24 protein-coding genes are annotated in these 23497 nt (G+C 63.1%); 2 read left to right on the top strand and 22 right to left on the bottom strand.

Annotated elements, in window-relative coordinates; all coding sequences use genetic code 11:
• Positions 1–19 precede the first annotated feature (19 nt).
• The 11 genes from JET17_RS07765 to JET17_RS07715 all read right to left on the bottom strand — a co-directional run bounded on the left by JET17_RS07765 (position 20) and on the right by JET17_RS07715 (position 9043).
• The gene (locus JET17_RS07765; protein WP_012313439.1) at positions 20–1006 is read right to left on the bottom strand and encodes a DNA polymerase III subunit delta'; all 987 of its coding nucleotides are present in this window, start codon (positions 1004–1006) and stop codon (positions 20–22) included.
• Entirely contained in the window at positions 999–1631 is a 633-nt protein-coding gene (gene tmk / locus JET17_RS07760; RefSeq protein WP_042111273.1) for a dTMP kinase, read from the bottom strand. The genes JET17_RS07765 and tmk overlap by 8 nt, the downstream gene beginning before the upstream one ends.
• 9 nt (positions 1632–1640) lie before the next feature.
• Positions 1641–2804, bottom strand: a complete 1164-nt coding sequence (gene mltG / locus JET17_RS07755) for an endolytic transglycosylase MltG (RefSeq protein WP_012313437.1) — start codon at positions 2802–2804, stop codon at positions 1641–1643.
• Positions 2805–2808: 4 nt separating this feature from the next.
• Positions 2809–3624 (bottom strand): aminodeoxychorismate lyase, encoded by an 816-nt coding sequence (gene pabC, locus JET17_RS07750; RefSeq protein ID WP_012313436.1) that lies wholly within the window; start codon positions 3622–3624, stop codon positions 2809–2811.
• Positions 3624–4868 carry a beta-ketoacyl-ACP synthase II gene (gene fabF / locus JET17_RS07745; protein ID WP_012313435.1) on the bottom strand — a complete coding sequence of 415 codons (1245 nt, stop codon included), beginning with the start codon at positions 4866–4868 and terminating at the stop codon, positions 3624–3626. The genes pabC and fabF overlap by 1 nt, the downstream gene beginning before the upstream one ends.
• A 174-nt stretch (positions 4869–5042) precedes the next feature.
• On the bottom strand, positions 5043–5279 hold the full coding sequence (gene acpP, locus JET17_RS07740; protein ID WP_012313434.1) for an acyl carrier protein: 237 nt from the start codon (positions 5277–5279) through the stop codon (positions 5043–5045).
• 203 nt (positions 5280–5482) lie between these two features.
• A complete protein-coding gene (fabG, locus tag JET17_RS07735; RefSeq protein ID WP_008096412.1) occupies positions 5483–6223 on the bottom strand; it encodes a 3-oxoacyl-ACP reductase FabG in 741 nt (246 codons plus the stop codon).
• Positions 6224–6239: 16 nt separating this feature from the next.
• A complete protein-coding gene (fabD, locus tag JET17_RS07730) occupies positions 6240–7178 on the bottom strand; it encodes an ACP S-malonyltransferase (RefSeq protein ID WP_012313433.1) in 939 nt (312 codons plus the stop codon).
• Positions 7179–7305: 127 nt separating this feature from the next.
• The gene (gene plsX / locus JET17_RS07725) at positions 7306–8316 is read right to left on the bottom strand and encodes a phosphate acyltransferase PlsX (RefSeq protein ID WP_080516464.1); all 1011 of its coding nucleotides are present in this window, start codon (positions 8314–8316) and stop codon (positions 7306–7308) included.
• Positions 8317–8319: 3 nt separating this feature from the next.
• Positions 8320–8502, bottom strand: a complete 183-nt coding sequence (rpmF, locus tag JET17_RS07720) for a 50S ribosomal protein L32 (RefSeq protein ID WP_010223221.1) — start codon at positions 8500–8502, stop codon at positions 8320–8322.
• A 13-nt stretch (positions 8503–8515) separates the two neighbouring features.
• A complete protein-coding gene (locus JET17_RS07715) occupies positions 8516–9043 on the bottom strand; it encodes a YceD family protein (protein ID WP_012313431.1) in 528 nt (175 codons plus the stop codon).
• 96 nt (positions 9044–9139) lie between these two features.
• Here JET17_RS07715 and JET17_RS07710 point away from each other — a divergent pair, with 96 nt between their 5' ends.
• Positions 9140–9718, top strand: coding sequence for a Maf family protein (locus tag JET17_RS07710; RefSeq protein WP_012313430.1), 579 nt, complete (start codon positions 9140–9142; stop codon positions 9716–9718).
• A 92-nt stretch (positions 9719–9810) separates the two neighbouring features.
• Here JET17_RS07710 and JET17_RS07705 read toward each other — a convergent pair whose 3' ends face one another.
• From JET17_RS07705 to rluC, 3 genes are read right to left on the bottom strand one after another with little or no spacing between them, the layout of a single operon-like run.
• A complete protein-coding gene (locus JET17_RS07705; protein WP_012313429.1) occupies positions 9811–10836 on the bottom strand; it encodes a S49 family peptidase in 1026 nt (341 codons plus the stop codon).
• A gap of 2 nt (positions 10837–10838) precedes the next feature.
• Entirely contained in the window at positions 10839–11519 is a 681-nt protein-coding gene (locus JET17_RS07700; RefSeq protein ID WP_012313428.1) for an HAD family hydrolase, read from the bottom strand.
• Positions 11520–11522: 3 nt separating this feature from the next.
• The gene (gene rluC, locus JET17_RS07695; protein WP_042111265.1) at positions 11523–12479 is read right to left on the bottom strand and encodes a 23S rRNA pseudouridine(955/2504/2580) synthase RluC; all 957 of its coding nucleotides are present in this window, start codon (positions 12477–12479) and stop codon (positions 11523–11525) included.
• A gap of 811 nt (positions 12480–13290) precedes the next feature.
• Between rluC and rne the strand changes: the two genes are divergently transcribed.
• Positions 13291–16509, top strand: coding sequence for a ribonuclease E (gene rne / locus JET17_RS07690; protein ID WP_012313426.1), 3219 nt, complete (start codon positions 13291–13293; stop codon positions 16507–16509).
• 81 nt (positions 16510–16590) lie between these two features.
• Here the strand turns inward: rne and murB are convergent, their stop codons facing one another.
• The 8 genes from murB to JET17_RS07650 all read right to left on the bottom strand — a co-directional run bounded on the left by murB (position 16591) and on the right by JET17_RS07650 (position 23463).
• Positions 16591–17610: a UDP-N-acetylmuramate dehydrogenase gene (murB, locus tag JET17_RS07685; protein ID WP_012313425.1), complete on the bottom strand. Its 1020-nt coding sequence runs from the start codon at positions 17608–17610 to the stop codon at positions 16591–16593.
• Positions 17607–18071, bottom strand: coding sequence for a low molecular weight protein-tyrosine-phosphatase (locus JET17_RS07680; protein WP_012313424.1), 465 nt, complete (start codon positions 18069–18071; stop codon positions 17607–17609). The genes murB and JET17_RS07680 overlap by 4 nt, the downstream gene beginning before the upstream one ends.
• A complete protein-coding gene (kdsB, locus tag JET17_RS07675; protein ID WP_012313423.1) occupies positions 18071–18835 on the bottom strand; it encodes a 3-deoxy-manno-octulosonate cytidylyltransferase in 765 nt (254 codons plus the stop codon). The genes JET17_RS07680 and kdsB overlap by 1 nt, the downstream gene beginning before the upstream one ends.
• Positions 18832–19017: a Trm112 family protein gene (locus tag JET17_RS07670; RefSeq protein WP_003247142.1), complete on the bottom strand. Its 186-nt coding sequence runs from the start codon at positions 19015–19017 to the stop codon at positions 18832–18834. Before JET17_RS07670 ends, kdsB begins: the two co-directional genes overlap by 4 nt.
• A 44-nt stretch (positions 19018–19061) precedes the next feature.
• Positions 19062–20072 carry a tetraacyldisaccharide 4'-kinase gene (lpxK, locus tag JET17_RS07665; protein WP_012313422.1) on the bottom strand — a complete coding sequence of 337 codons (1011 nt, stop codon included), beginning with the start codon at positions 20070–20072 and terminating at the stop codon, positions 19062–19064.
• Positions 20072–20506 (bottom strand): ExbD/TolR family protein, encoded by a 435-nt coding sequence (locus JET17_RS07660; RefSeq protein WP_012313421.1) that lies wholly within the window; start codon positions 20504–20506, stop codon positions 20072–20074. Before JET17_RS07660 ends, lpxK begins: the two co-directional genes overlap by 1 nt.
• On the bottom strand, positions 20503–21138 hold the full coding sequence (locus tag JET17_RS07655; protein WP_012313420.1) for a MotA/TolQ/ExbB proton channel family protein: 636 nt from the start codon (positions 21136–21138) through the stop codon (positions 20503–20505). Before JET17_RS07655 ends, JET17_RS07660 begins: the two co-directional genes overlap by 4 nt.
• A 111-nt stretch (positions 21139–21249) precedes the next feature.
• On the bottom strand, positions 21250–23463 hold the full coding sequence (locus JET17_RS07650; RefSeq protein WP_012313419.1) for a DNA internalization-related competence protein ComEC/Rec2: 2214 nt from the start codon (positions 23461–23463) through the stop codon (positions 21250–21252).
• Between the last annotated feature and the right edge of the window lie 34 nt (positions 23464–23497).

The raw sequence follows: 23497 nt of genomic DNA, 5'->3' as shown, positions 1-23497 counted from the left end.
CACATGAAAAATTGAAAAATCAGCGGGAGCCGGGCAACTGCACCCAATGGGCCAACAAAGCTTCCAGCAGCAGCACGCGGTTGAGGTTCGCCTTGCCCAGCACCTTCTGGCGCTGCTCGAGGATCCACGCCTGCACCTCGAGCACCTTGGCCTGCCGGCTCTTCTGCGCAAGGTACTGCACCACCTTGCGCATATCGGCCAAGCCTAGCCCCTGCTCGTCCTGGGTCAATTGATAACGCAGGATCAGGTGCGACCAGTCAAAGAACCAGTCGAACAGCAGCAACAAGGGCACACCACTCCACGCCTCGGCCAGCTGACTGGGTGATTGCTGCTGCTTGAGCAGCTTTTTCACCCCATCGGTTACCAGCGCGCGTTGCTCGCGCACACCTTGGGCGTGCAGGTTCATCGCCATCAACGGCGAGCCGGCAGCGAGGGTCAGCAGTTCGTCACGCTCGGTTTCGTCACTGCCGGCCAGCGCAGTCGCCAGCCAGGCCTGGCCCTGGGCTAGGCTCGGCTGCGGGCAACTGACCTGCTGGCAGCGGCTCTTGATGGTCGGTAACAGGCGGCTGGGCTGGTGGCTGACCAGCAGCAGCACGGTGTCGCCGGAAGGCTCTTCCAGGCTTTTGAGCAGGGCGTTGGACGCATTGACGTTCATCGCCTCGACCGGCTCGATCAGGATTACCTTGCGCCCGCCCAGTTGCGCCGTCTGCACGACGAAGGACACAAGCTCGCGCACCTGATCGACCTTGATCGGCTTATCAGCCTCTTCCGGCTCCAGCACAAAGTTGTCCGGATGGCTGCCCGCGTTGAGCAGCAAGCAGGACTTGCACTTCCCGCAGGCATCAAGCCCCTGTGGCTGCTGGCACAACAAGCGGGCCATCAGGCGCTCGGCCAAGGCGCGCTTGCCGATACCCTGCGGCCCGTGCAGCAGGTAGGCGTGGGCATGCTGCGCACGCCCTGCCAACTGCTGCCACAGCGCCTGCTGCCAAGGGTAGGCTTCAGCCACGGCAACGCTCCAGGATGCCCGGCAACAGCGCGTCAATGGCGCGCTGCACGGCTTCCAGCGGCTGCGCCGCGTCCAGCAGATCGTAGCGCTGCGGCTCGCGCCGAGCGCGCTGCAGGTAAGCCTGGCGCACGGCCTCGAAGAAGGCTTGGCCCTCCTGCTCGAAACGATCCAGCCGCCCACGGGCAGCAGCACGGGCCAACCCTACTTCCACCGGCAGGTCGAAAACCAGCGTAAGGTCGGGGCGCAGCTCGCCTTGGACAAACTGCTCCAGCGCGGCGATCCGCTCTACCGAAAGGCCGCGGCCACCGCCTTGGTAGGCGTAGGTAGCGTCCGTGAAACGATCACACAGCACCACGGCCCCGCGGGCCAGCGCCGGGCGGATCACCTGCGCCAGGTGCTGGGCGCGCGCGGCGAACACCAACAGCAGCTCGGTATCGGCGGCCATCACCTCATCACTCGGTGCCAACAGCAGTTCGCGAACTTTTTCAGCCAGCGGAGTACCGCCAGGCTCGCGGGTAAGCACCACATCCAGCCCCTGCTCTCGCAGGCGTGCAGCCAGGTAATCACGGTTGGTACTTTTGCCCGCGCCTTCGGGGCCTTCCAGGGTAATAAACAAGCCGCTCACAGGCAGTCCTTAATGTTGTTCGTCAGGCGCGGGCGCGTCGGCCGGGGCGGGGTCGCTGGCCGGTGCCGGGTCCTGCGCAGAGGGTTCGCCCGGCTCTGGCGACGCAGGGGCCGGTACGCCCTGCGCATCCGGCTGAGCCTGGGGAGCGGGGCTTGACCGGTAATCCGCACGCCGCTTGAGCTGATACTCGCGCACTGCTGAGTTGTGATCGTCCAGATCGTCGGAGAACACATGACTGCCATCACCCCGGGCGACGAAGTACAGGCTGGTGCCATCGGATGGATGGAGCGCAGCGTGGATCGCCTCTCGCCCAACCATGGCGATCGGCGTGGGCGGCAAACCAGAGATGGTATAGGTGTTGTAAGGCGTTGGCTCACGCAGGTCGGCGCGGGTGATTCTGCCGTTGTAGCGTTCGCCCATACCGTAAATGACAGTAGGGTCTGTCTGCAGCATCATGCCCAGCCGCAGGCGACGAACGAAGACCCCGGCAATCTGCCCGCGCTCCTGCGGGATGCCGGTTTCCTTCTCCACCAACGAAGCCATGATCAGCGCCTGGTACGGGTCACGATAAGGCAGATCAGTGGCGCGCTCGGCCCACTCTTTGGCCAACACTTCGTCCAGCCGCATATAGGCCTGCTGCAACAGCTCGACGTCACTCATGCCCCGCACGAAACGGTAGGTATCAGGGAAGAACCGGCCCTCCGGAAACACGCCGGTATGGCCAAGCTTGTCCATGACTTCGGAGTCGGTAAGGCCCTCGAGGGTGTGCTTGATCTTCTCGTGCCTGGCGATCGCCGAACGCACCTGGCGGAAGGTCCAACCCTCCACCAGAGTCAGGTTGTACTGCACCACATCGGCGCGGCGCCAGGCGTCGAACAAGTCTTCGACGGTCATGCCCGGCGTGATGCGATATTCGCCGGTTTTCAGGGGCGTGCCGGCCATGTTGAAGCGCCAGTACAGGCGCAACCAGAAGGCGTCATCGAGCAACCCCTCGCCTTCCATGCGGTAGAACATGCGATTGGGGTTGGTGCCATTGGGCACGTCGAGCAGTTGCTCCTGCGTCACGCGCAAGGGCTGCTCCAGCACCGAGTTGACCTTCCAGGCAGACCAGCCCAATGCCAGGCCGGCCAGGATCAAGCCCATTTCCAGCAGCAGCAGGATTTTGCGTCTCACGAATTCAGGTATCCAGTAACGTACGGGCAAAGGCCTGCAGTTTACGGGTGAGCGGGCCCGGCGACCAGTTCAGTGCAGCAAAAGCCCGCACAGGCCAGACCCCATAAACGCTGTTGCAGATAAATACCTCATCAGCCAGCGCAAGCTCGTCGAAAGACAGGTCGCGCACCTGCACCGGGATACCCTGTGCCTGCGCCTGTTCCAGCAACGCACCTCGCATCACGCCTGCAACGCCGCAACGGCTGAGTTCGGCGGTGAGCAACACGCCGCCTTGCACCAGGAAAAGATTGCTGTAAACACCTTCGACCAGCCTGCCTTGCCCATCACACATCAAGCCTTCGGCATGTTCGCTGTCCTGCCATTCGGCACGGGCCAGCACCTGCTCCAGGCGGTTGAGGTGTTTGAGGCCTGCGAGCAACGGTTGTTCCCCAAGCCGGGTCTGGCAAGGGAAAAGACGCACACCGTGTTCGGCATGTTCGCCCGGGTAGCTGGGCAGCGGGCTGCTCAGCAGGATGCGCCGCGGCGCAGCACCTGCCATCGGCGCATAGCCACGCTGGCTGTCGCCCCTGGTGAGGATCAGCTTGGCGACGCCGTCACCCAGTTGGCTGGCATAACGCAGGATTTCATCGCGCACCAACGCAACGTCGGCATTGATTGCCAGGCGCTGGCAGCCCAGGGCCAGGCGTGCCAGGTGACCGTCCAGCATGCTGGGCCGGCCACTGCGTACGGCGATGGTCTCGAACAAACCATCGCCATAGGCCAGGCCACGGTTCTGCAGGTTGACCGCAGTCGCAGGCTGGCCGTCGATCCAGCTGTGCATCAGCCGGCGAACCGGCGGAACACCAGCGAGCCGTTGGTGCCGCCAAAGCCGAACGAGTTGGACAGCACTACGTCGATCGGCATGCTGCGCGCCTGGTGGGGCACGAAGTCGAGGTCGCAGCCTTCGTCCGGCTCATCGAGGTTGATGGTTGGCGGCGCCATCTGGCTGTTGATCGCCAACACGCTGAAGATCGCCTCTACAGCGCCCGCAGCCCCCAGCAGGTGACCGGTCATCGACTTGGTCGAGCTGACAGCCAGCTTGTAGGCGTGCTCGCCGAACACACGCTTGATCGCCGCGACCTCAGCGACATCGCCAGCCGGAGTCGAGGTGCCGTGGGCGTTGATGTAACTGACCTCAGCCGGCTGAATGCCAGCATCACGCAAGGCGTTGGCCATGCAGCGCGCTGCGCCTTCGCCACTGTCGGGTGGCGAAGTCATGTGGTAAGCGTCGCCGCTCATGCCGAAACCAACCAGCTCGGCATAAATGGTCGCACCACGGGCCTGGGCGTGCTCCAGCTCTTCGAGTACCAGTGCACCGGCGCCGTCGGAGAGTACAAAACCATCACGCCCCTTGTCCCACGGGCGACTGGCACGGGCCGGCTCATCGTTACGGGTCGACAGTGCGCGAGAAGCACCAAAGCCACCCATGCCCAAGCCGCAAGCGGCCATTTCGGCGCCACCGGCGATCATCACGTCGGCTTCACCGTAGGCGATGTTGCGAGCCGCCATGCCGATACAGTGGGTGCCAGTGGTACAGGCAGTGGCAATGGCATAATTCGGGCCCTGCAACCCCAGATGGATCGACAGGAAGCCGGAGATCATGTTGATGATCGAACCTGGCACGAAGAACGGCGAAATGCGGCGCGGGCCTTGATCGTGCAAGGTGCGGCTGGTTTCTTCGATGTTGGTCAGGCCGCCGATCCCGGAGCCCATGGCCACGCCAATGCGCTCGCGGTTGGCGTCGGTGACTTCCAGGCCGGCATTGCGTACCGCCTGGAAACCGGCCGCCAGGCCGTACTGAATGAACAGGTCAAGCTTGCGAGCTTCCTTGGCCGACAGGTACTGCTCGACCTCAAAGCCCTTCACCGAGCCGCCAAAACGGGTGGAGTAGGCAGAAAGGTCCGTATGCTCGATCGGCCCGATGCCACTGCGGCCAGCCAGAATGCCCTGCCAGGTGCTCGGTACATCCGTACCCAGTGGCGACAGCATACCCATACCAGTGACCACGACGCGTCTACGCGACACAGTACTCTCCTTTTCTAATAACAGAGTCTCTTGCCATTGCATTCAAGGCAATGGAATGAAATGGCAACAGGCTCTCGAAGCCTGCGGATCATTGCAGGACCTTCGCAAAGAAAAAACCGCACGCCGGCAAAGGCAGTGCGGTTCTTCTCGACAAGAAGCGTCGACTACAGCGTCTTAACCCTGGTGGGAGTTGACGTAGTCGATGGCAGCTTGAACGGTAGTGATCTTCTCGGCTTCTTCGTCAGGGATTTCAGTCTCGAATTCCTCTTCCAGAGCCATCACCAGCTCAACGGTGTCAAGCGAATCGGCACCCAGGTCATCGACAAAGGACTTCTCGTTGGTCACTTCATCTTCCTTCACGCCCAGTTGCTCGGCGACGATTTTCTTGACGCGTTCTTCGATGGTGCTCATACCTAGTTTTCACTCCTAATGGATATATGTCAGGCAGCTGGCCGGTGACCAATTTTATAGAAAGACGTTCGCTTTTCAAGCGGAACGCACCTTCGCTTCAGTCACCCTACCCTCTGCCTGGAATCTGGTTGCAGCTTTATAACGGATTTTAGGCTGGGAGTATGACTCTTTTTTTAAGCAATCCGTCACATTGAGTTGCAGTGTTACATGTACATCCCGCCGTTCACCGGCACGGTAGCGCCGGTGACATAGGCTGCGCCGTCGGATGCCAGGAAGGAAACCACCTTGGCGATTTCTTCGGCCTGACCCAGGCGGCCCAGCGGAATCTGGGTCTGCAGGGCTTCGCGCTGCGCTTCTGGCAATTCGCGGGTCATGTCGGTATCAATGAAGCCTGGGGTCACCGAATTGACGGTGATACCGCGCGAGCCGACTTCACGCGCAAGGGCGCGGCTGAAGCCTTCCAGGCCGGCCTTGGCGGCCGCATAGTTGGCCTGGCCAGCGTTACCCATGGCACCGACGACCGAGCCGATGCTGATGATACGACCCCAACGCGCCTTGGTCATGCCACGCAGCACGCCCTTGGACAAACGGTAGAGGCTGTTCAGGTTGGTGTCGATCACGTCGAACCACTCGTCGTCCTTCATGCGCAGCATGAGGTTGTCGCGGGTGATGCCAGCGTTGTTGACAAGAATGGCCGGGGCACCGAACTGCTCGCCGATGGCGCCCAATACCGCTTCCACGGACTCGGCGCTGGTGACGTTCAGCTCCATGCCGGTACCGGTGATACCGTGCTCTTTCAGGGTCGCGGCGATGCGCTCGGCACCGGAAGCCGAAGTCGCGGTACCGATCACGGTCGCGCCCTGGCGGCCCAGCTCGAGGGCGATGGCCTGGCCGATACCCCGGCTGGCGCCGGTAACCAGTGCAACTTTACCTTGCAGGCTCATGCAAGCTTCTCCAAATTCAGGCCAATGCCGCACGGGTGGCGGCGACGGCGTCGGGGGTATTGAGGTTGTAGGTGGTCACACCGTCGGCGCAACGCTTGTTCAGGCCAGCCAGCACCTTGCCCGGGCCACACTCGACCAGGTTGACTGCGCCGTTTGCGGCGAGGGTCTGCACGCATTCAACCCAGCGAACCGGCTGATACAGCTGCGCCAGCAGATCCTGCTTGAGGGTGTCGAGGTCGGCGGCGACGGCGGCAGTAACGTTCTGCACTACCGGAATCTGCGGTGCCTTCCAGTCGATGGCATTGACGTGCTCGGCGAAACGATCGGCAGCCGGCTTCATCAGGGCGCAGTGCGACGGCACGCTGACCGGCAGCGGCAAGGCGCGCTTGGCGCCCTTGGCTTTGCACAGCTCAATGGCACGATTGACCGCCGCGACGTTGCCGGCGATGACCACCTGGCCTGGAGAGTTGAAATTGACTGCGCTGACCACTTCATCTTCGGCCGCTTCGGCGCAAATGGCCTTCACATCATCGTCGCCCAGGCCGAGGATGGCGGCCATGGCGCCATGACCGGCCGGCACGGCTTCCTGCATCAGTTCGCCACGGCGCTTGACCAGCTTGACGGCGTCTTTGAGCGACAGACTGCCAGCAGCGACCAGAGCGGAGTATTCGCCCAGGCTATGACCCGACACGAAGGCCGGCTGCGCGCCACCCTCCTCCAGCCACAGGCGCCACAGGGCGATGGAGGCAGTGAGGATGGCCGGCTGGGTCTTGTCGGTTTGATTGAGTTGCTCTTCCGGGCCTTCCTGGACCAGCTCCCACAGGTCGTAACCCAGAGCCTCGGAGGCTTCCTTGAAGGTCTCAACGATCACCGGCTTTTCAGCGCCCAGTTCTTTGAGCATGCCCAGCGACTGGGAACCTTGACCGGGGAAGACGAATGCGAGGGATGCAGACATTGAACAAGCCCTTATGATCTTGTCGTCGGATAGAGTGCGCCGAGCCAAAGACTAGACGCGGAAACTGAAAACTTGGATGGAAACGCGGACCAAGCGGTCACATTTAAGCACTTCATCGGCGAAATGCCTAAGGCAAGAGATCTTCAAGGCGCCCGTGCAGGCGCTGCGGAAGGTTTTCCTGGATCTCGATCAGCGCACGCTGGATGGCGCTTTGAAAGCCCTGCACGCCGGCCGAGCCATGGCTCTTGATGACGATACCCTGCAGGCCCAGAAAACTTGCCCCATTATGCCGCGCCGGCGCCAGGTCGGCCTGCAGACGCTTGAGCAGCGGCATCGCGACGGCCCCGGCAACACGTGATAACGGGCCACCCTTGAACAGTTTTTCGATGCGCGCAGCGATCATAGTCGCCAGGCCCTCGCTGGATTTGAGCAGGATATTACCGACAAAGCCGTCGCATACCACCACGTCCGCCTCCCCCCGATAAAGGCCATCACCCTCGACGAAGCCGACATAATTGAGGCCACGAGCGTTCTGCAACAGCGTGGCAGCCAGCTTGACCTGCTGATTGCCCTTGATGTCCTCGGTACCAATGTTCAAAAGTGCCACGCGCGGGCGCCGGACACCCAAGGCCTGCGCCGCAACCGAGCCCATTACGGCAAACTGGTAGAGGTTCTCGGCACTGCAGTCGACATTGGCACCCAGATCGAGCAACTGACAGTAACCCGCCTGAGTCGGGATAGCCGCAACCATGGCCGGCCGATCGATACCCGGCAGCGTCTTGAGCACCAAGCGCGACAGCGCCATCAGCGCACCGGTATTGCCGGCACTGACGCACGCCTGGGCCTTGCCATCACGCACCAGTTCTAGGGCGATGCGCATCGACGAGTCCGGTTTACCGCGCAACGCCTGGGATGGCCGCTCGTCCATACCGATCACCTCACTGGCAGCGACAATCTGCAGGCGCGCGCGATCCGCAGCTGCAAGGCCACTGACAAGATCTTCTAGGAGGGAAGGTTGACCGACGAGGGTCAGGTGCAGCGAGGGGGTAGCCGAAAGGCAGGCAATGCTAGCCTGGACAATGCTGCGGGGACCGAAGTCCCCGCCCATTGCGTCGATCGCGATGACCTGAGCAGACAAGGATTACTCGTCAGCGCCCTTGTCGATCACTTTACGGCCACGGTAAACGCCTTCTGGCGATACGTGGTGACGCAGGTGTACTTCACCGGTGGTTTTCTCTACCGACAGCGCGTTTTCCGACAGAGCGTCGTGCGAACGGCGCATGTCACGGGCAGAGCGGGATTTTTTGTTCTGCTGAACAGCCATAATTGATTAACTCCTAAACGTTTGGGTCACGCTTTAACTGCGCCAAAACACTGAACGGGTTGGACCGCGATACCTCGTCCTTGCTCGATTCGGGCTCGTCTGCGCCCGCCGGCTGCTGGCATTCTTCCGGATGATGAGCAGGCACGATGGGCAAGGCGAGCAGAAGCTCCTCCTCGATCAAGGCCTGCAGATCCAAAGGATCTTCGCCCAGTTCCAGCACGTCATAGCCTTTCGGCAACGACTGGGTATTCGCACCCTCCTTCACCACAGCGTAAGTGCATTCGCTGTGAATCGGCAGGGTGACCAGCTCAAGACAACGCTGGCAAACCATTTTGACTTCGACATCCAGCTCGCTGTGGATAACCACCACGTGCTGTTCATCTCGTTCAAAATCGAACTTCGCCTGCACCGTACCGACATTGTCGGAAAGCGGGTCGCAGAGTCTTTCCAAATCAGCGAGTTGCAGCGAACCGTTAAGGGTTACGCCACGATCGGCTAATTTGCGCGGGTCAACGTGAGGTGGAATCGGGTCATTCAACATAGGCGCAGCATTCTAGGGATGCCCCCTGCACCTGTCAAAGGAAATTCGGCGGCATGTTGCATGTTAGAATCGGGATCAACCGATCAGGAGTCTACCATGCTGCCTTTGTTGCTGGCTTCCAGCTCCCCTTACCGGCGCGAACTGTTCGCGCGCCTGGGCCTGCCCTTCACCTGGGCAAGCCCCGACCTGGACGAACGGCGGCTCGCTGACGAGCCCGCCACCGAGCTGGTGCGACGCCTGGCCAGACAGAAGGCCGAGGCACTGGCCGGCAGCCACCCGCAACACCTGATCATCGGCTCCGACCAGGTAGCGGTACTGGGCGAGCAGATACTGGGCAAGCCGCACAGTTTCGAGCGCGCCTGCGAGCAACTGCTGGAAGCCAGCGGGCAGCACGTCACCTTCCTGACCGGGGTGGCACTGCTCAACAGCGCCACAGGGCAATGCCAGGTCGATTGCGTGCCGTTTACCGTAACGATGCGGGAACTGGACCGTGAGCGCGTGGAGCGCTACGTGAAGGCGGAGCAGCCGCTCGATTGCGCAGGCAGCTTCAAGGCCGAAGGGCTGGGTGTGAGCTTGTTCAAGAGCACCCACGGGTGCGATGCCACCAGCCTGATCGGGCTGCCATTGATTCGGCTGGTGGATATGCTGACCACGGAAGGGGTAACAGTCCCCTGAGACCACCAGGGCAGTATTGCACCCCATCGCCCGCAAGCCTTATGCAGTAATTGCCGGAAAGCGGCTTGCTGGCAATGGGGCCGGACAGGCACTCAGCGCAAGGCAGGCCCCTGGAAGCCCATGTACATGGCCAACTTTTCCGCCACGCTGGCACCGATGCGCTTGGAGAAGCGATCGAACGGTGACTCCTCGACCGTGAAATCGACCAGGTCCTTCTCCCCCACGATCTCACGCGCCACATAGCTCGCACTGCCCAGGCCATCGACAAGCCCAAGCGCCTTGGCCTGCTCACCCGACCACACCAGGCCGCTGAACAACTCAGGATGCTCCTTGTCTTTCAAGCGATCACCCCTACCCTGCTTGACCATGGCAATGAACTGCTGATGGGTGGTATTCAGCACGCCCTGCCAGAACGCCCGCTCTTCAGGCTTTTCCGGCGAGAACGGATCCAGGAAGGCCTTGTGCTCACCGGCGGTATACGTGCGCCGTTCGACACCAAGCTTCTCCATCGACCCCACAAAACCATACCCGGCCGCCGTCACACCAATGGAACCCACCAGGCTGGCCTTGTCGGCATAGATCTCGTCCGCCGCACTGGCAATGTAATAGGCACCCGATGCACCCAGGTCAGCGATTACCGCGTACAGCTTGATGTCCGGATACTCACCGCGCAGGCGGCGGATCTCGTCATAGACATAACCTGCCTGTACCGGACTGCCTCCCGGGCTATTGATACGCATGACCACGGCCTTGGTCTTTGGATCCTTGAAGGCCTCGCGCAGACTCTTGACGAGGTTGTCGGCACTGGCAGCTTCCTGATCGGCGATCACACCACGCACCTCCACCAATGCGGTATGGCTGGCGCTGCGTGAAGCGGCCTTGTCCATATCCGTCCAAGGCAGGAACAGGGCCAATACACCGAAGAGATAGACGAAGGTCAGCAACTTGAAGAAGATCCCCCAGCGACGCGCCCTGCGCTGCTCCTGGACACCGGCCAGCAGGGTCTTCTCCAGCAGCTTCCAGCTTTTGCGTTCTACACGCTCATCCTCTTGACGGTCTTCGCGCGTAAGGCGCTCTTCTTCAGCCTCGGAACCGGGTGCTTTCCACTCATCAACCATGCTCACCTACCTTGGAATTGGATTTGCGCAGAACCTGCCAGCCACTCGCGCAACTGGGAAAAATGATCAATGCACACCTGCGGACCGAACTCGGCCAAAGCCTGCAGCGGCATGGCACCATAGCCCACGGCCGCCGAATGCATACCGGCATTATTGGCCATCAGCAGATCGAATGCCGAATCTCCGACCATCAGCGCCTGCCCGGGTTCGACACCGCAATGCCCCAGAATTTCCTCGAGCATCAGCGGGTGCGGCTTGCCACGGGTCTCATCAGCGGCACGGGTGATGTCGAAAAAACGCTCCCAGCCATTGGCCTTGAGCACCCGATCCAGACCACGACGCGCCTTGCCTGTCGCCACCGCGAGGCGATAACCCTCGACCCGGAAGGCATCCAGCGATTCGACCACGCCCTCGAACAACGGCGAAGGCTGCTGATCAAGCGCCGTATAGATGTCGGCATAGTGCTGACGGAAGGTTTCGACCTGCACAGGATCGAGGTGCGGATAGAGGGTAGAAATGGCTTCACCAAGCGCCAGACCGATGATGCCCTTGACGGCCTCCTCCGGGCTTGGCGCCTCACCGGCGCGCTCGGCGGCGGCATTCATCGCCTCAACGATCCGCCCGATCGAGTCGGCCAAGGTGCCGTCCCAGTCGAAGATCAGCAACTCGTAAGACTTTTTCATGAATCAGGACGCCCCCAGACGCTCCACGGTTTTCGCCCAAACTTCGTCCACAGGCGCCTCGAGCTTGAGCTCACCACCATCAGGCAGCGGCACCGTGAGGGCATAGGCATGCAGGAACAGGCGCTTGCCTCCCAAGTCTCGAATCTCGCGACTGAAATCTTCGTCGCCGTATTTGCTGTCACCGGCGATCATATGGCCAGCATGCAGAGTATGTACGCGAATCTGATGGGTACGCCCAGTGATAGGGCGCGCCTCGACAATGGTGGCGAACTCACCGAAACGGCGAAGCACACGGAACAGGGTCAGCGCTTCCTTGCCCTCGTCATTCACCTCGACCATACGCTCGCCCGAACGCAGGTTGCTCTTGAGCAACGGGGCATTGACCTGCTTCTTCGAGGTAGGCCAGTGGCCACGCACCAGCGCCATGTAGCGCTTGTCGACCCCATCGCCACGCAGCGCGGCATGCAGATGGCGCAGCATGCTGCGCTTCTTGGCAATCATCAGCAGGCCCGAAGTGTCGCGATCCAGGCGGTGCACAAGCTCCAGCTCCTTGGCATCCGGACGCAACTGGCGCAGCGCCTCGATCACACCAAAGCTCAGGCCACTGCCACCATGCACGGCGATACCGGCCGGCTTGTTCATCACGATCAGCGCCTTGTCTTCGTAGACGATGGCGGCTTCCAGGCGCTGCAGCAGCCCCTGGGCAACCGGGGCCGGCTCGTCACGCTCCGGGAGGCGCACAGGCGGTACACGGACGATGTCACCCGCCTGGATCTTGTACTCAGGCTTGACACGGCCCTTGTTGACCCGGACCTCGCCTTTGCGCAGGATGCGGTAGACCAGCGTCCTGGGTACACCCTTGAGCGCCGTGATGAGGAAATTGTCGATGCGTTGGCCGGCAAGCTCCGGCGCGACTTCGATCAGCTGAACGCCGGAAGTCGGAGGGGTATTGGTCGTCATCAAGGGATCATAACAATTTTTTATGGAATTGAAGCACTTAATCATTACTGCTATAGTCGCGAACGCCGCCAAAAGCGGCAGGCCAGCGGCACCAGGCCCTTAGCCGGTCCCTGACCAACGCAATTCTGCAGGACGCGAGGCCGTCCTACGGGGTTTTCGCCAGTTTACCGAATTGCCTGGAATCGCCACCAGCGCTGTGTAGAGAAGACCGAAAAAAAACGACAAGTGCGGTGTTTCACCTGCTTACCCGCTTCTTTTCGCTGCACCTCTGCCCGCCCCGACGCTTGCACGCAACGCACGGCGAATGCTTCGGAAATACCTGCCTTGGACATGAATGGCGTCAGCGCGGAAACTGCGCTGGCGAAAAATGCAACCCGTTGCGGATTCAGCGCGCGGCAGCACCCGAATTATCAGGGATACGTGCAGGGTGGAGATGCACAGCCCTCGGACCGTGTAGCACCGCGTCCGGCCACCGGCCCAGTGAATGGCCGGCGAGCGGATAAGGTCCTGAACAGATGCCCCATGGGCGTCCACGGCTGACGGTTGATTCCTCCTCCTGACTGAGTGCACGAGGCCTGCTGGGTTGATTCGGATATCGATTCGGATATCTCTGCAGATACCGCAGGGGCCTCTTGGCACCGCAGCAAACAGGACGCGTCGTCGCGACAACGGCAGGCTGGGAAACCGGCTGGTGCCGAACGTTGCTCGACACGGGGGTGGCCCGGCCACCCTTTGCGCACCTTGGCACCGACCATGAGAAGTCGTGTGTGCCGAACGCCGTTTCCGGCAGCCCGGAAACCGACGGTACAACATGAAAAGAATGCTGATTAACGCAACTCAACCCGAAGAGTTGCGTGTAGCCCTGGTGGACGGCCAACGCCTGTACGACCTGGACATCGAGTCCGGTGCGCGCGAGCAGAAAAAGGCCAACATCTACAAAGGCAAGATCACCCGGATCGAGCCCAGCCTCGAAGCCGCCTTCGTCGACTTCGGCTCCGAACGTCACGGCTTCCTGCCGCTGAAGGAAATCTCCCGCGAGTACTTCAAGAAAGCCCCTGAAGGCCGCGTCAACATCAAGGACGTCCTGAGCGAAGGCCAGGAAGTCATCGTCCAGGTCGAGAAGGAAGAGCGTGGCAACAAAGGCGCCGCCCTGACCACCTTCATCAGCCTGGCAGGCCGCTACCTGGTGCTGATGCCCAACAACCCCCGCGCTGGCGGCATCTCCCGCCGCATCGAAGGCGAAGAGCGCAACGAACTGCGTGAAGCCCTCAACGGCCTGACCGTGCCAGGCGACATGGGCCTGATCGTGCGCACCGCAGGCCTTGGCCGCAGCAGCGAAGAAATGCAGTGGGACCTCGATTACCTGCTGCAACTGTGGACCGCCATCAAGGAAGCATCGCTGGATCGCGCTGCGCCGTTCCTGATCTACCAGGAAAGCAACGTCATCATCCGCGCCATCCGCGACTACCTGCGCCAGGACATCGGCGAAGTGCTGATCGACAGCATCGATGCCCAGGAAGAAGCACTGACCTTCATCCGCCAGGTGATGCCGCAGTACGCCAGCAAGGTCAAGCTGTACGAAGACAGCGTACCGCTGTTCAACCGCTTCCAGATCGAAAGCCAGATCGAGACCGCCTTCCAGCGCGTCGTCGACCTGCCGTCGGGCGGCTCTATCGTGATCGACCCGACCGAGGCCCTGGTTTCCATCGACATCAACTCGGCGCGCGCCACCAAGGGCAGCGACATCGAGGAAACCGCCCTGCAGACCAACCTGGAAGCGGCCGAGGAAATCGCCCGCCAGCTGCGCCTGCGTGACATCGGCGGCCTGATCGTCATCGACTTCATCGACATGACGCCGGCGAAAAACCAGCGCGCCGTCGAAGAACGGGTACGCGAAGCCCTCGAGGCCGACCGCGCCCGCGTACAGGTCGGCCGCATCTCGCGCTTCGGCCTGCTGGAAATGTCCCGTCAGCGCCTGCGCCCGTCGCTGGGCGAAAGCAGCGGCATCGTCTGCCCGCGCTGCTCCGGCACCGGCATCATCCGTGATGTCGAGTCGCTGTCCCTGGCCATCCTGCGCCTGATCGAAGAAGAAGCCCTGAAGGACCGTACTGCCGAAGTACGCGCCCAGGTACCGATTCCGGTGGCCGCCTTCCTGCTCAACGAGAAGCGCAACTCGATCACCAAGATCGAACTGCGCACCCGTGCCCGCATCATCATTCTGCCGAACGACCACCTGGAAACCCCGCACTTCGAAGTCCAGCGCCTGCGCGACGACAACCCGGAAGTGCTGAACAACCAGTCCAGCTACGAAATCGCCGCCACCGAAACCGAAGAAGCGCCGCAGCCGACCGCCACGCGCACCCTGGTGCGCCAGGAAGCAGCGGTCAAGACTGCACCGGCCCGCGCCAACGCTCCGGTACCGAGCGCTGTCGAAGAACAGCAGCCTGCCGCACCGGCAGCCCCGGCACCTAGCGTTCCGGAGCCAAGCCTGTTCAAAGGCCTGGTGAAGTCGCTGGTCAGCCTGTTCGCCGGCAAGGAAGAGCCTGCCGCCGCCCCGGTGGTCACCGCCGAGAAGCCTGCCACCGAGCGCACTCAGCGTAACGAGGAGCGTCGCAACGGCCGCCAGCAGAGCCGCAACCGCAACGGCCGCCGTGACGAAGAGCGCAAACCTCGTGAAGAGCGTGCCGAGCGCACCCCGCGCGAAGAGCGCCAGCCGCGTGAAGAGCGCGCACCTCGTGAAGAACGTGCACCTCGTGAAGAGCGCGCCCCTCGCCAGCCACGCGAAGACCGCCGCGGCAACCGCGAAGAGCGCGTCCGCGAACTGCGCGAGCCTCTGGATGCAGCACCGGCCGCTCGCGAAGAGCGCCAGCCACGTGAAGAGCGTGCACCTCGCGAAGAACGTGCTCCACGTGAAGAACGCGCACCTCGCGAAGAACGTGCTCCACGTGAAGAGCGCGCGCCTCGCGAAGAACGTGCTCCACGTGAAGAGCGTGCGCCTCGTGAAGAACGCGCTCCACGTGAAGAGCGTGCACCTCGTGAAGAACGCGCACCGCGTGAAGAACGTCAGCCACGCCCTCCACGCGAAGAGCGCCAGCCACGTGAAGCTGAGCAGGCTGCAGAGCTCGCCGATGAGCAACTGCCGAACGAGGAGCTGCAACAGGACGAGCAGGAAGGTTCCGATGACGAGCGTCCGCGCCGCCGCTCTCGCGGCCAGCGTCGCCGCAGCAACCGTCGTGAGCGCCAGCGCAACGCCAATGGCGAGCTGATCGAAGGCAGCGACGAAGAAGGCAGCGACGAGCAACCGCAACAGCACCAGGCCACCGAGCTGGGTGCCGAACTGGCTGCCGGCCTGGCTGTCACCGCGGCTGTCGCCAGCAGCAACATAAGTGCTGGCGCCGAAGCGCAAGCCAACCAGCAGGCTGAACGCGCCAGCGCCGAAGCCGCCACCACCGACAACAGCGAAGTCGCTCAGCCGGCCGAGCAGGTCGAAGCCGTCGCCAAGGCCGAGGAAATCGCCATTGCACCGGTGGTCGAGCAGCCGCTCAGCGAGCCGGTCGCTGCGATCGAAGCCGGTGCCGAGCCTGTGGTTGAAGTTGCGCCTGAGCCGGTAGTCGAACAAGCCCCTGCGGTCGAGCCGGTAGTGGTTGCCGAGGCGCCTGTAGAGGCACCTGTCGAAGCGCCGGCCATCGAAGCAGGTGAAGTAGAGAAAGCCCAGGTCGCCGCTGAACAAGCGCCGGCTGCCGAGCTGCCTGCGGCTGTCGTTGAAACCCAGCCAGAAGTGGCTGCCGAGCCTGCAGCAACCGTAGTTGCAGCAGCGCCAGTGGTCGCCGAGCCTGCCCCGGTAGAAGCACCGGCAGCGGTCGAAGCCGCCACCGTCATGCTGCCTAACGGTCGCGCCCCTAACGACCCACGTGAAGTGCGTCGTCGCAAGCGTGAGGCCGAAGCGGCTGCCAAGGCTGCGCAGGAAGCGGCCGCTGCTGGCGCGCCAACGGTGGAGACCGCTGATGAGCAAAAGCCTCATCACGGTTGATAGCCACGGCTGAATGAAAAAGCCCCGCCAGTGCGAACTGGCGGGGCTTTTTCTTGGCTGTTTAGCGTGCCTGCACCGGCCTCAGTACAGGTTGGGTTCCATCTCCAGCTCAACCCCGAAGCGCGCCAGGATATCCGCCTGAATGCGCTGCGCCAGGTCATGCAACTGCGCCCCGCTCGCCTGGCCATAATTGACCAGCACCAGCGACTGCAAGCGGTGCACGCCGGCATCGCCATCCCGATAACCCTTCCAGCCGGCCTGCTCGATCAACCAGCCGGCCGCCAGCTTCACCTGCCCGTCAGCCTGGGGATAACCCACCACACCTGGATACTCGGCGCGGATCCGCGCCACCTGTTCAACGGCAACGACAGGGTTCTTGAAAAAGCTGCCGGCATTACCCAACTCCGCCGGATCGGGCAGCTTCTCGCGGCGAATGCTGCAAATAGCGTCGCTGATCGCCTGCGCCGTCGGCTCCTGCACGCCCTGCTCGGCCAGACGCTGACGCACCGGGCCGTAATCCAGATGGGCCTGCAGACGATGGCTCAGGGCAAAACGCACCCGCAGGATCAACCAACGCCCAGGGTTACGCTTGAACAGGCTGTCGCGGTAACCAAAGGCACATTCCTCAAGCCCGAAGTCACGCAGCTCACCCGTCTGCCGGTCCAGTGCCGTCAACCCGGCAAACACATCCTTGATCTCCACCCCATAGGCACCCACATTCTGCATCGGCGCAGCCCCTACCGTCCCCGGGATAAGGCTGAGGTTCTCAAGGCCACAAAGGCCTTGCTGCAACGACCATTGCACGAAGGGATGCCAGGGCTCACCCGCCTCGGCCTCCACCAGTACCCGCCCCGCTTCATCGTCAAGGACGTGACGGCCACGGCTGGCCATGTGCAGTACCAGCGCGTCGACATCACGGGTCAGCAGCACGTTGCTGCCACCACCGATAACCATCACCGCAAGCCCACGCTGGCGCGCCTGTGCCAAGGCCTCGCGCACCTCGTCATCGGTATGTACCTGAACGAAGTGCCGGGCTTTCACATCGATACCGAAGGTGTTGTAAGGCTTGAGCGAAACCTGCTCCTGCCAGTGCGCCGTCATAACCGCCCCTTGATTTCGACAACCAGCTCACGGCAAGCCGCCTCGATCAGGTCCAGCACCTGCTCGAAGCCCTCTGCGCCGCCATAGTAAGGGTCCGGCACTTCATCCACAGCCGCCTCATAGCGGCGCAGGAACAAGTCCAGCTCGCCAATCGCATTGTGCGGACGCATGGCGCGCAGGTGGCCCAGGTTGCTTTTATCCATGGCCAGAATCAGGTCGTACTCGGCAAAGTGCTCAGCCTTGACCTGCTGGGCACGCTGTTGCGACAGGTCGTACCCCCGCGCCAGCGCGGCCTTGCAGGTACGGTTGTCAGGCCCCTTGCCCACGTGCCAGTCACCGGTACCGGCTGACGCCACGTGAACCTGCCCAGCCAAACCAGCGGCCTGCAACTGATGGCGCAGCACGCCTTCGGCAGTGGGCGACCGGCAGATATTGCCCAGGCAAACGAACAGGACGCGCATCAGGCCTCCAGCAAGCGCCGAACGCGCTCGAGGTCTTGTGCAGTATCGACACCCACTGCTGGCGCCTCGATGGCATCCGCCACGTGGATACGCACGCCATGCCACAGCGCACGCAGCTGTTCAAGCGCCTCGGTCTGCTCGAGCCAGCACGGGCCCCAGCTGACGAAATCCTGAAGGAAACCAACGCGGTAGGCGTACATGCCGATATGGCGGCGGTAGGGCACGCCCTGCGGTAGTTGATTGCGGTCCTTGGCGAAGGCATCACGCGCCCACGGCAGCGGCGCACGGCTGAAGCTCAAGGCCAGCCCGTTCTTGTCGCTGACCACCTTGACCGCATTGGGGTTGAACACGGTTTCGGGGTCATGGATCGGCTCGGCCAGGGTCGCAATACCTGCCTCCGGATGCGCCGCCAGGTTGGCTGCGACCTGATCGATGATCACCGGCGGAATAAGCGGCTCATCACCCTGGACGTTGACCACGATGGCGTCGGCAGGCAGGCCAAGCTGCGCGGCCACTTCAGCCAGGCGGTCGGTACCCGACTCATGGTCGGCGCGGGTCATCAGTACTTCAGCACCAAAGGCCTGACAGGCCTCGACGATACTGGCGTCATCGGTGGCGATGACCACACGGCCGGCACCGCTCTTGCGCGCCTGCTCCCACACATGCTGAACCATCGGTTTGCCGGCGATCAGCAGCAACGGCTTACCCGGCAGACGCGTCGAGCGCAGACGGGCGGGAATGACCACGGTGAAGTCAAGGCTCATTTGTCCAGACGCTCGTCGTCGGTCAGGGTACGCGCCTCGCTTTCCAGCATCACCGGGATGCCATCGCGAATCGGGTAGGCCAGGCCGGCGCCCTTGCTGATCAGCTCGGTCTTGTCAGCGCTGAGCTTGAGCGGGCCCTTGGTGATCGGGCAGGCCAGGATATCGAGCAGTTTGGTGTCCATGGAAGCTTCCTTGAGGCCAGGTGGCCGGAAATTGAAAAACGGGCTCAGGGCGTTCGATGCCCAGGCAGCAAGCGTTGCAGCTGGCTGTCGAACCAGCCGCAGAAGGCCGGCGTAGGCAGGGCCTCCACGGCCAGGTACCACCAGTCATCGGCAGCGAAGGCCCGGCACTTCACCGCATCCTTCTCGGTCATCACCAACGGCAGCGACGGGCTGAAAGCCAGGCTTTGAGCGCTGAACTGGGCGTGGTCGGCGAACGGATGCGGCACCGGCTGCCAGTTTAGCCCCAGCAGGGTATTGAAGAAACGTTGCGGGTTGCCGATACCGGCCACCGCATGCAGGCGCTGGCCCGCAGGGAAGAAGTCGAGCGCACGGCGCTCGCCAGTGCGCAGGTTGACCAGCGCACTGGGTTGCAGATGAAAGGCGAAACCCTCCGGGCGGTCGGCACTGGCGCCGTTGAACAGCACTGCATCAACCTCTTGCAGGCGCTCGGCAGGCTCGCGCAGGGGCCCGGCCGGCAAGCAGCGGCCATTGCCCAGGCCACGCGCAGCGTCGATCAGCACCAGTTCCAGGTCGCGTGCCAGGCGGTAGTGTTGCATACCGTCGTCACACAGGATCAGGTCCAACGGCTCGCTGGCCAGCAATGCCTGCACGGCGCGGGAGCGGTCGGGGTCGATCATCAGCGGCACGCCCGTACGCTGAACGATCAGCAAAGGTTCATCGCCGGCCTGCTCGGCACTCTGGATGGCTTCGACACGCCAGGGCAACCGAGGCGGTTCTGCACCGTAGCCGCGGCTGACCACCCCCACCTTCAGCCCCTGGCGCCGGCAATGCTCGATCAACCAGAGGATCATAGGCGTCTTGCCGGTGCCACCAATGGTGATGTTGCCCACCACGATGACCGGTACCGGGGCGCGGTAGCTGGCGCTTTCGCCACTGAGAAAACGCGCGCGCTTACGCGTCACCACGCGCCGGTAAAGCGCCTCGAGCGGGCGCAGCAGGGCAAGGGCCGGATGCCCGGCGTACCAGGCGGCTAGCAGACGGTCGGCGAGCGCCATCAAGGTGTCCCCTGGGCGGCCTCGACGGTGGTCATGCGCAGTTGGCTGAAACCGAGCTTGCCGGCGGCATCCATCGCAGTGATCACGGCCTGGTGCGGGGTCTTGCCATCAGCACTGATGGCCAGCGGCAGCGTGTTGTCACCGCCCGATTCGCGCTGGATCGCCTCGGTCAGGGTGGCCAGGTCGCTCTTGGGCAACAGGTGATTGTTCACCGAATACACGCCATCTGCACTGATAGTGACTTCCACCAGCTTTTCCGGGTCTGCGACAGGCTGTTCGGCACTGACGGCCTCGGGCAGCTCCACACGCAGCTGGGTCTCACGGGTAAAGGTGGTGGTGACCACGAAGAACAGCAGCAGGACAAACACCACGTCGATCAACGACGCCAGGTTGATGTCGACGTTCTCCCGCTGGCGATTGCGCCGGAACTTCACGCCTTGCCTCCGGCCACTTCGACTTCGCGGTCGCCTTGGATGACCTCCACCAGCTTGATCGCCTCTTGCTCCATGCCCACCACCAGTTCGTCGATGCGCCGCAGCAGGAAGCGGTGGAAGAACACCGCCGGGATGCCGACCATCAGGCCGGCCGCCGTAGTGACAAGAGCCTTGGAGATACCACTGGCCAGCACTGCGGCATTGGCGGTCATCTGCGACCCCATGAAGGCGCTGAAGATATCGATCATGCCCAGCACAGTACCCAGCAGCCCGAGCAGCGGGGCCATCGCAGCGATGGTACCGAGGGTGCTGATATAGCGTTCCAGTTCATGGATGACCCGCGAGGCAGACTCCTCGATGCACTCTTTCATGATTTCACGGCCATGGCGCGAGTTGGCCAGGCCCGCAGCCAGAATCTCACCCAGGGGCGAATCGGCGCGCAGAGCCTTGAGCTTGTCACTGGTGAGCTGCTTGTCCTTGATCCACATCCACACCTGGCCCAGCAGGTGCGGCGGGGTAACGCGGCTGGCGCGCAGGGTCCACAGGCGCTCGGCGACGATAGCCATGGCAGCGATGGAGCTCAGAATGATTGGCAGCATCATCCAACCACCGGACTTGACCAATTCCCACACAGTAAACGCCCCCTCGGAAAAAGGCCGCCACTCTAACATAGGCGCGCGAGGGGCTCATCTGCCGGAGGTCAGGGAATTGAGCAGGTATACACGTGGCACGCTCATCAACCATCACGGCACACTGCCCCGCCAAAAGCGTTTCTGCCCCCGCACCCCCTCCACCTCGCCATGGTTGCCCAGCACCAACCGCAACGCCCCCTCTACCGCCGTATCGTGAATGGCCACCCCATGCCGCCGATACCGCTCGATCACCTGCACATGCGGATGCCCAAAACCGTTGTTACGCCCCCGCGAAATCAGCACGCCGCGCGGCGCCGTGGCGCGGATGAATGCCTCGGTCGAGGAACTACGGCTGCCATGGTGCGGTGACTGCAGCCAATCGATACGAGGCGTCGCGTGGGCCGCCAACCATGCGCGCTCGGCCCCCGCCTCCATATCGCCTGCCAATAGCAGCCGCTCCCCCTGTGCCTCGACCAGCAGCACGCAAGAGCGATCGTTGCTGCTCTGCCCCTGGGCCCAATGCCACAGCGAAAAGCGCACGCCATCCCATTCCCACTGCTCATCACTGGCACAAGGCTGCAGTGCAAGGTCCTCCAACACTTCGCCGCCCAGCACACGGACCACCGGCAACCCACGGTAGACGGCCGGCGCGCCACCCGCATGGTCGGCATGGGCATGACTGATAAGCATGATGTCCAAGCGCTTTACGCCCAACTTGTGCAGGGTCGGCAACACCACCCGCTCACCCAGATCACTATCACCCCGCGCCGGGCCGGCGTCGTAAAGCAGACTGTGATTTTGCGTGCGCAGCAATACCGCCAAGCCCTGCCCGACATCCAACTGCCAGACCTCCACCTGCCCCTGCGGCACAGCCTCCCTGGGCACCCACAATGCCAGCAGCATGGCCCCGCCCAGGCTGCGTAGAGGTACACCGGACGGCAGCAGCACCAGCAACGCGCCCAGGCAGACCATCAGCCAGGCCCAGACCGGCAAAGCAGGCGGTAGCCATGCCGGGCGCCAATGCGCTACCCAAGCCAGCAACCGGAACAAGACATCCAGCAGCCCGCCCGCCAACCACAACAGACCTTCACCTACCCCTGCCAACGGCAGCAGCAACGTTCCAAGCAGCGCCAAGGGCAATACCGCGAGGCTGATCCACGGCACTGCCAGCAAGTTGGCCAGTGGCGCACTCAGACTGACCGGCAGACCGGTCGCAATCAGTACCGGCAGCAGGCCGATGGCGATCACCCACTGGGCGCGGGTCCACCCTTGCCAGGGCCGCCATCGGCCCAGACGTGAACTGAAGCAGTAGACCAGGGTCGCCACCGCCGCAAACGACAGCCAGAACCCTGGCAGCAGCGGCGCCAGGGGCTCGGCGACCAGCACCCCGATAAGTGCCAGCAGCAAAGGAAACAGCGCCCCAAGATGGCGAAAGCGCAGGCGCCAGAGCAGAACCACCGCCAGCATCAGGCAGGCGCGCTGCACCGGCACCCCCGCACCGGCCAGCCAGCCATAGGCCAGCGCCGCACCCAGTGCCAGGCCACACGCACACGGCAACCAAGGTAGAGCCTGAGGCCACAGGCCCCAGCGCGCCAGGCCCGCGACCAAGGCGTAAAGCAGGCCGGCGACCAGGCCGATGTGCTGCCCCGAGATCACCAACAGGTGTACCGTGCCCGTGGCCTGCAGCGCTTGCCAGTCCTCACGGGCCAGGCCGGCGCCATCGCCGAGCACCAATGCGACAAGGGCCGCTTCCCGGCCATGCGCGGCGACGCTCAACAAGCGCTGGCGCAGTGCGTCACGCCACCCCGGCTGCCCGGTATCCAGCACATGGCCGGCCTTGACCGTGCCAGTGGCGCCGATGCGCTTGGCCAACAACTGTGCCTCCCGGTCCGGACCATGAGGGTTGAGCAGCCCGGCCGGGCGCTGCAAGGTAGCAGCCAGGCGCCAGCGCTCGCCAGCACGCACCGGCGGGCCATCGAACCAATGCAATTGCAGGCGCTTGGGCAACGCAGCGCGGCGCGAGCGAGGCTGTTCCAGCTCAAAGCGCACACCACTCAGCGTGTTGGTCGGCAAGCCGACCACCCTGCCCTCCAGCCACAGCGTGCGGCCATCCAGGCTTGGGGCCAGGCGATCATCCAGTGCCTGCTGCGCCGACCAGCAAGCCCAGCACATACCCAGCACGCAGCAGCCCAGCGGCCACAGGCGTGTGCACAGGCAAAACAGCCCCCCGCAGAGCAGCAGCCACAGCCACCCGACCGATGGCAATTCAGGAAGGACACCCAGGCACAACAGCCCGAGCGCCAGCGCAAACATCCCTGTGCGCATGAGTTAGAGCTCCGGAAACGTAATTACCCCCTCA

The organism is Pseudomonas putida (assembly GCF_016406145.1).
Taxonomy (GTDB): domain Bacteria; phylum Pseudomonadota; class Gammaproteobacteria; order Pseudomonadales; family Pseudomonadaceae; genus Aquipseudomonas; species Aquipseudomonas putida_E.
The sequence above is the reverse complement of the archived record's forward strand: the minus strand, read 5'-3'. Positions and strand labels throughout refer to the sequence as shown.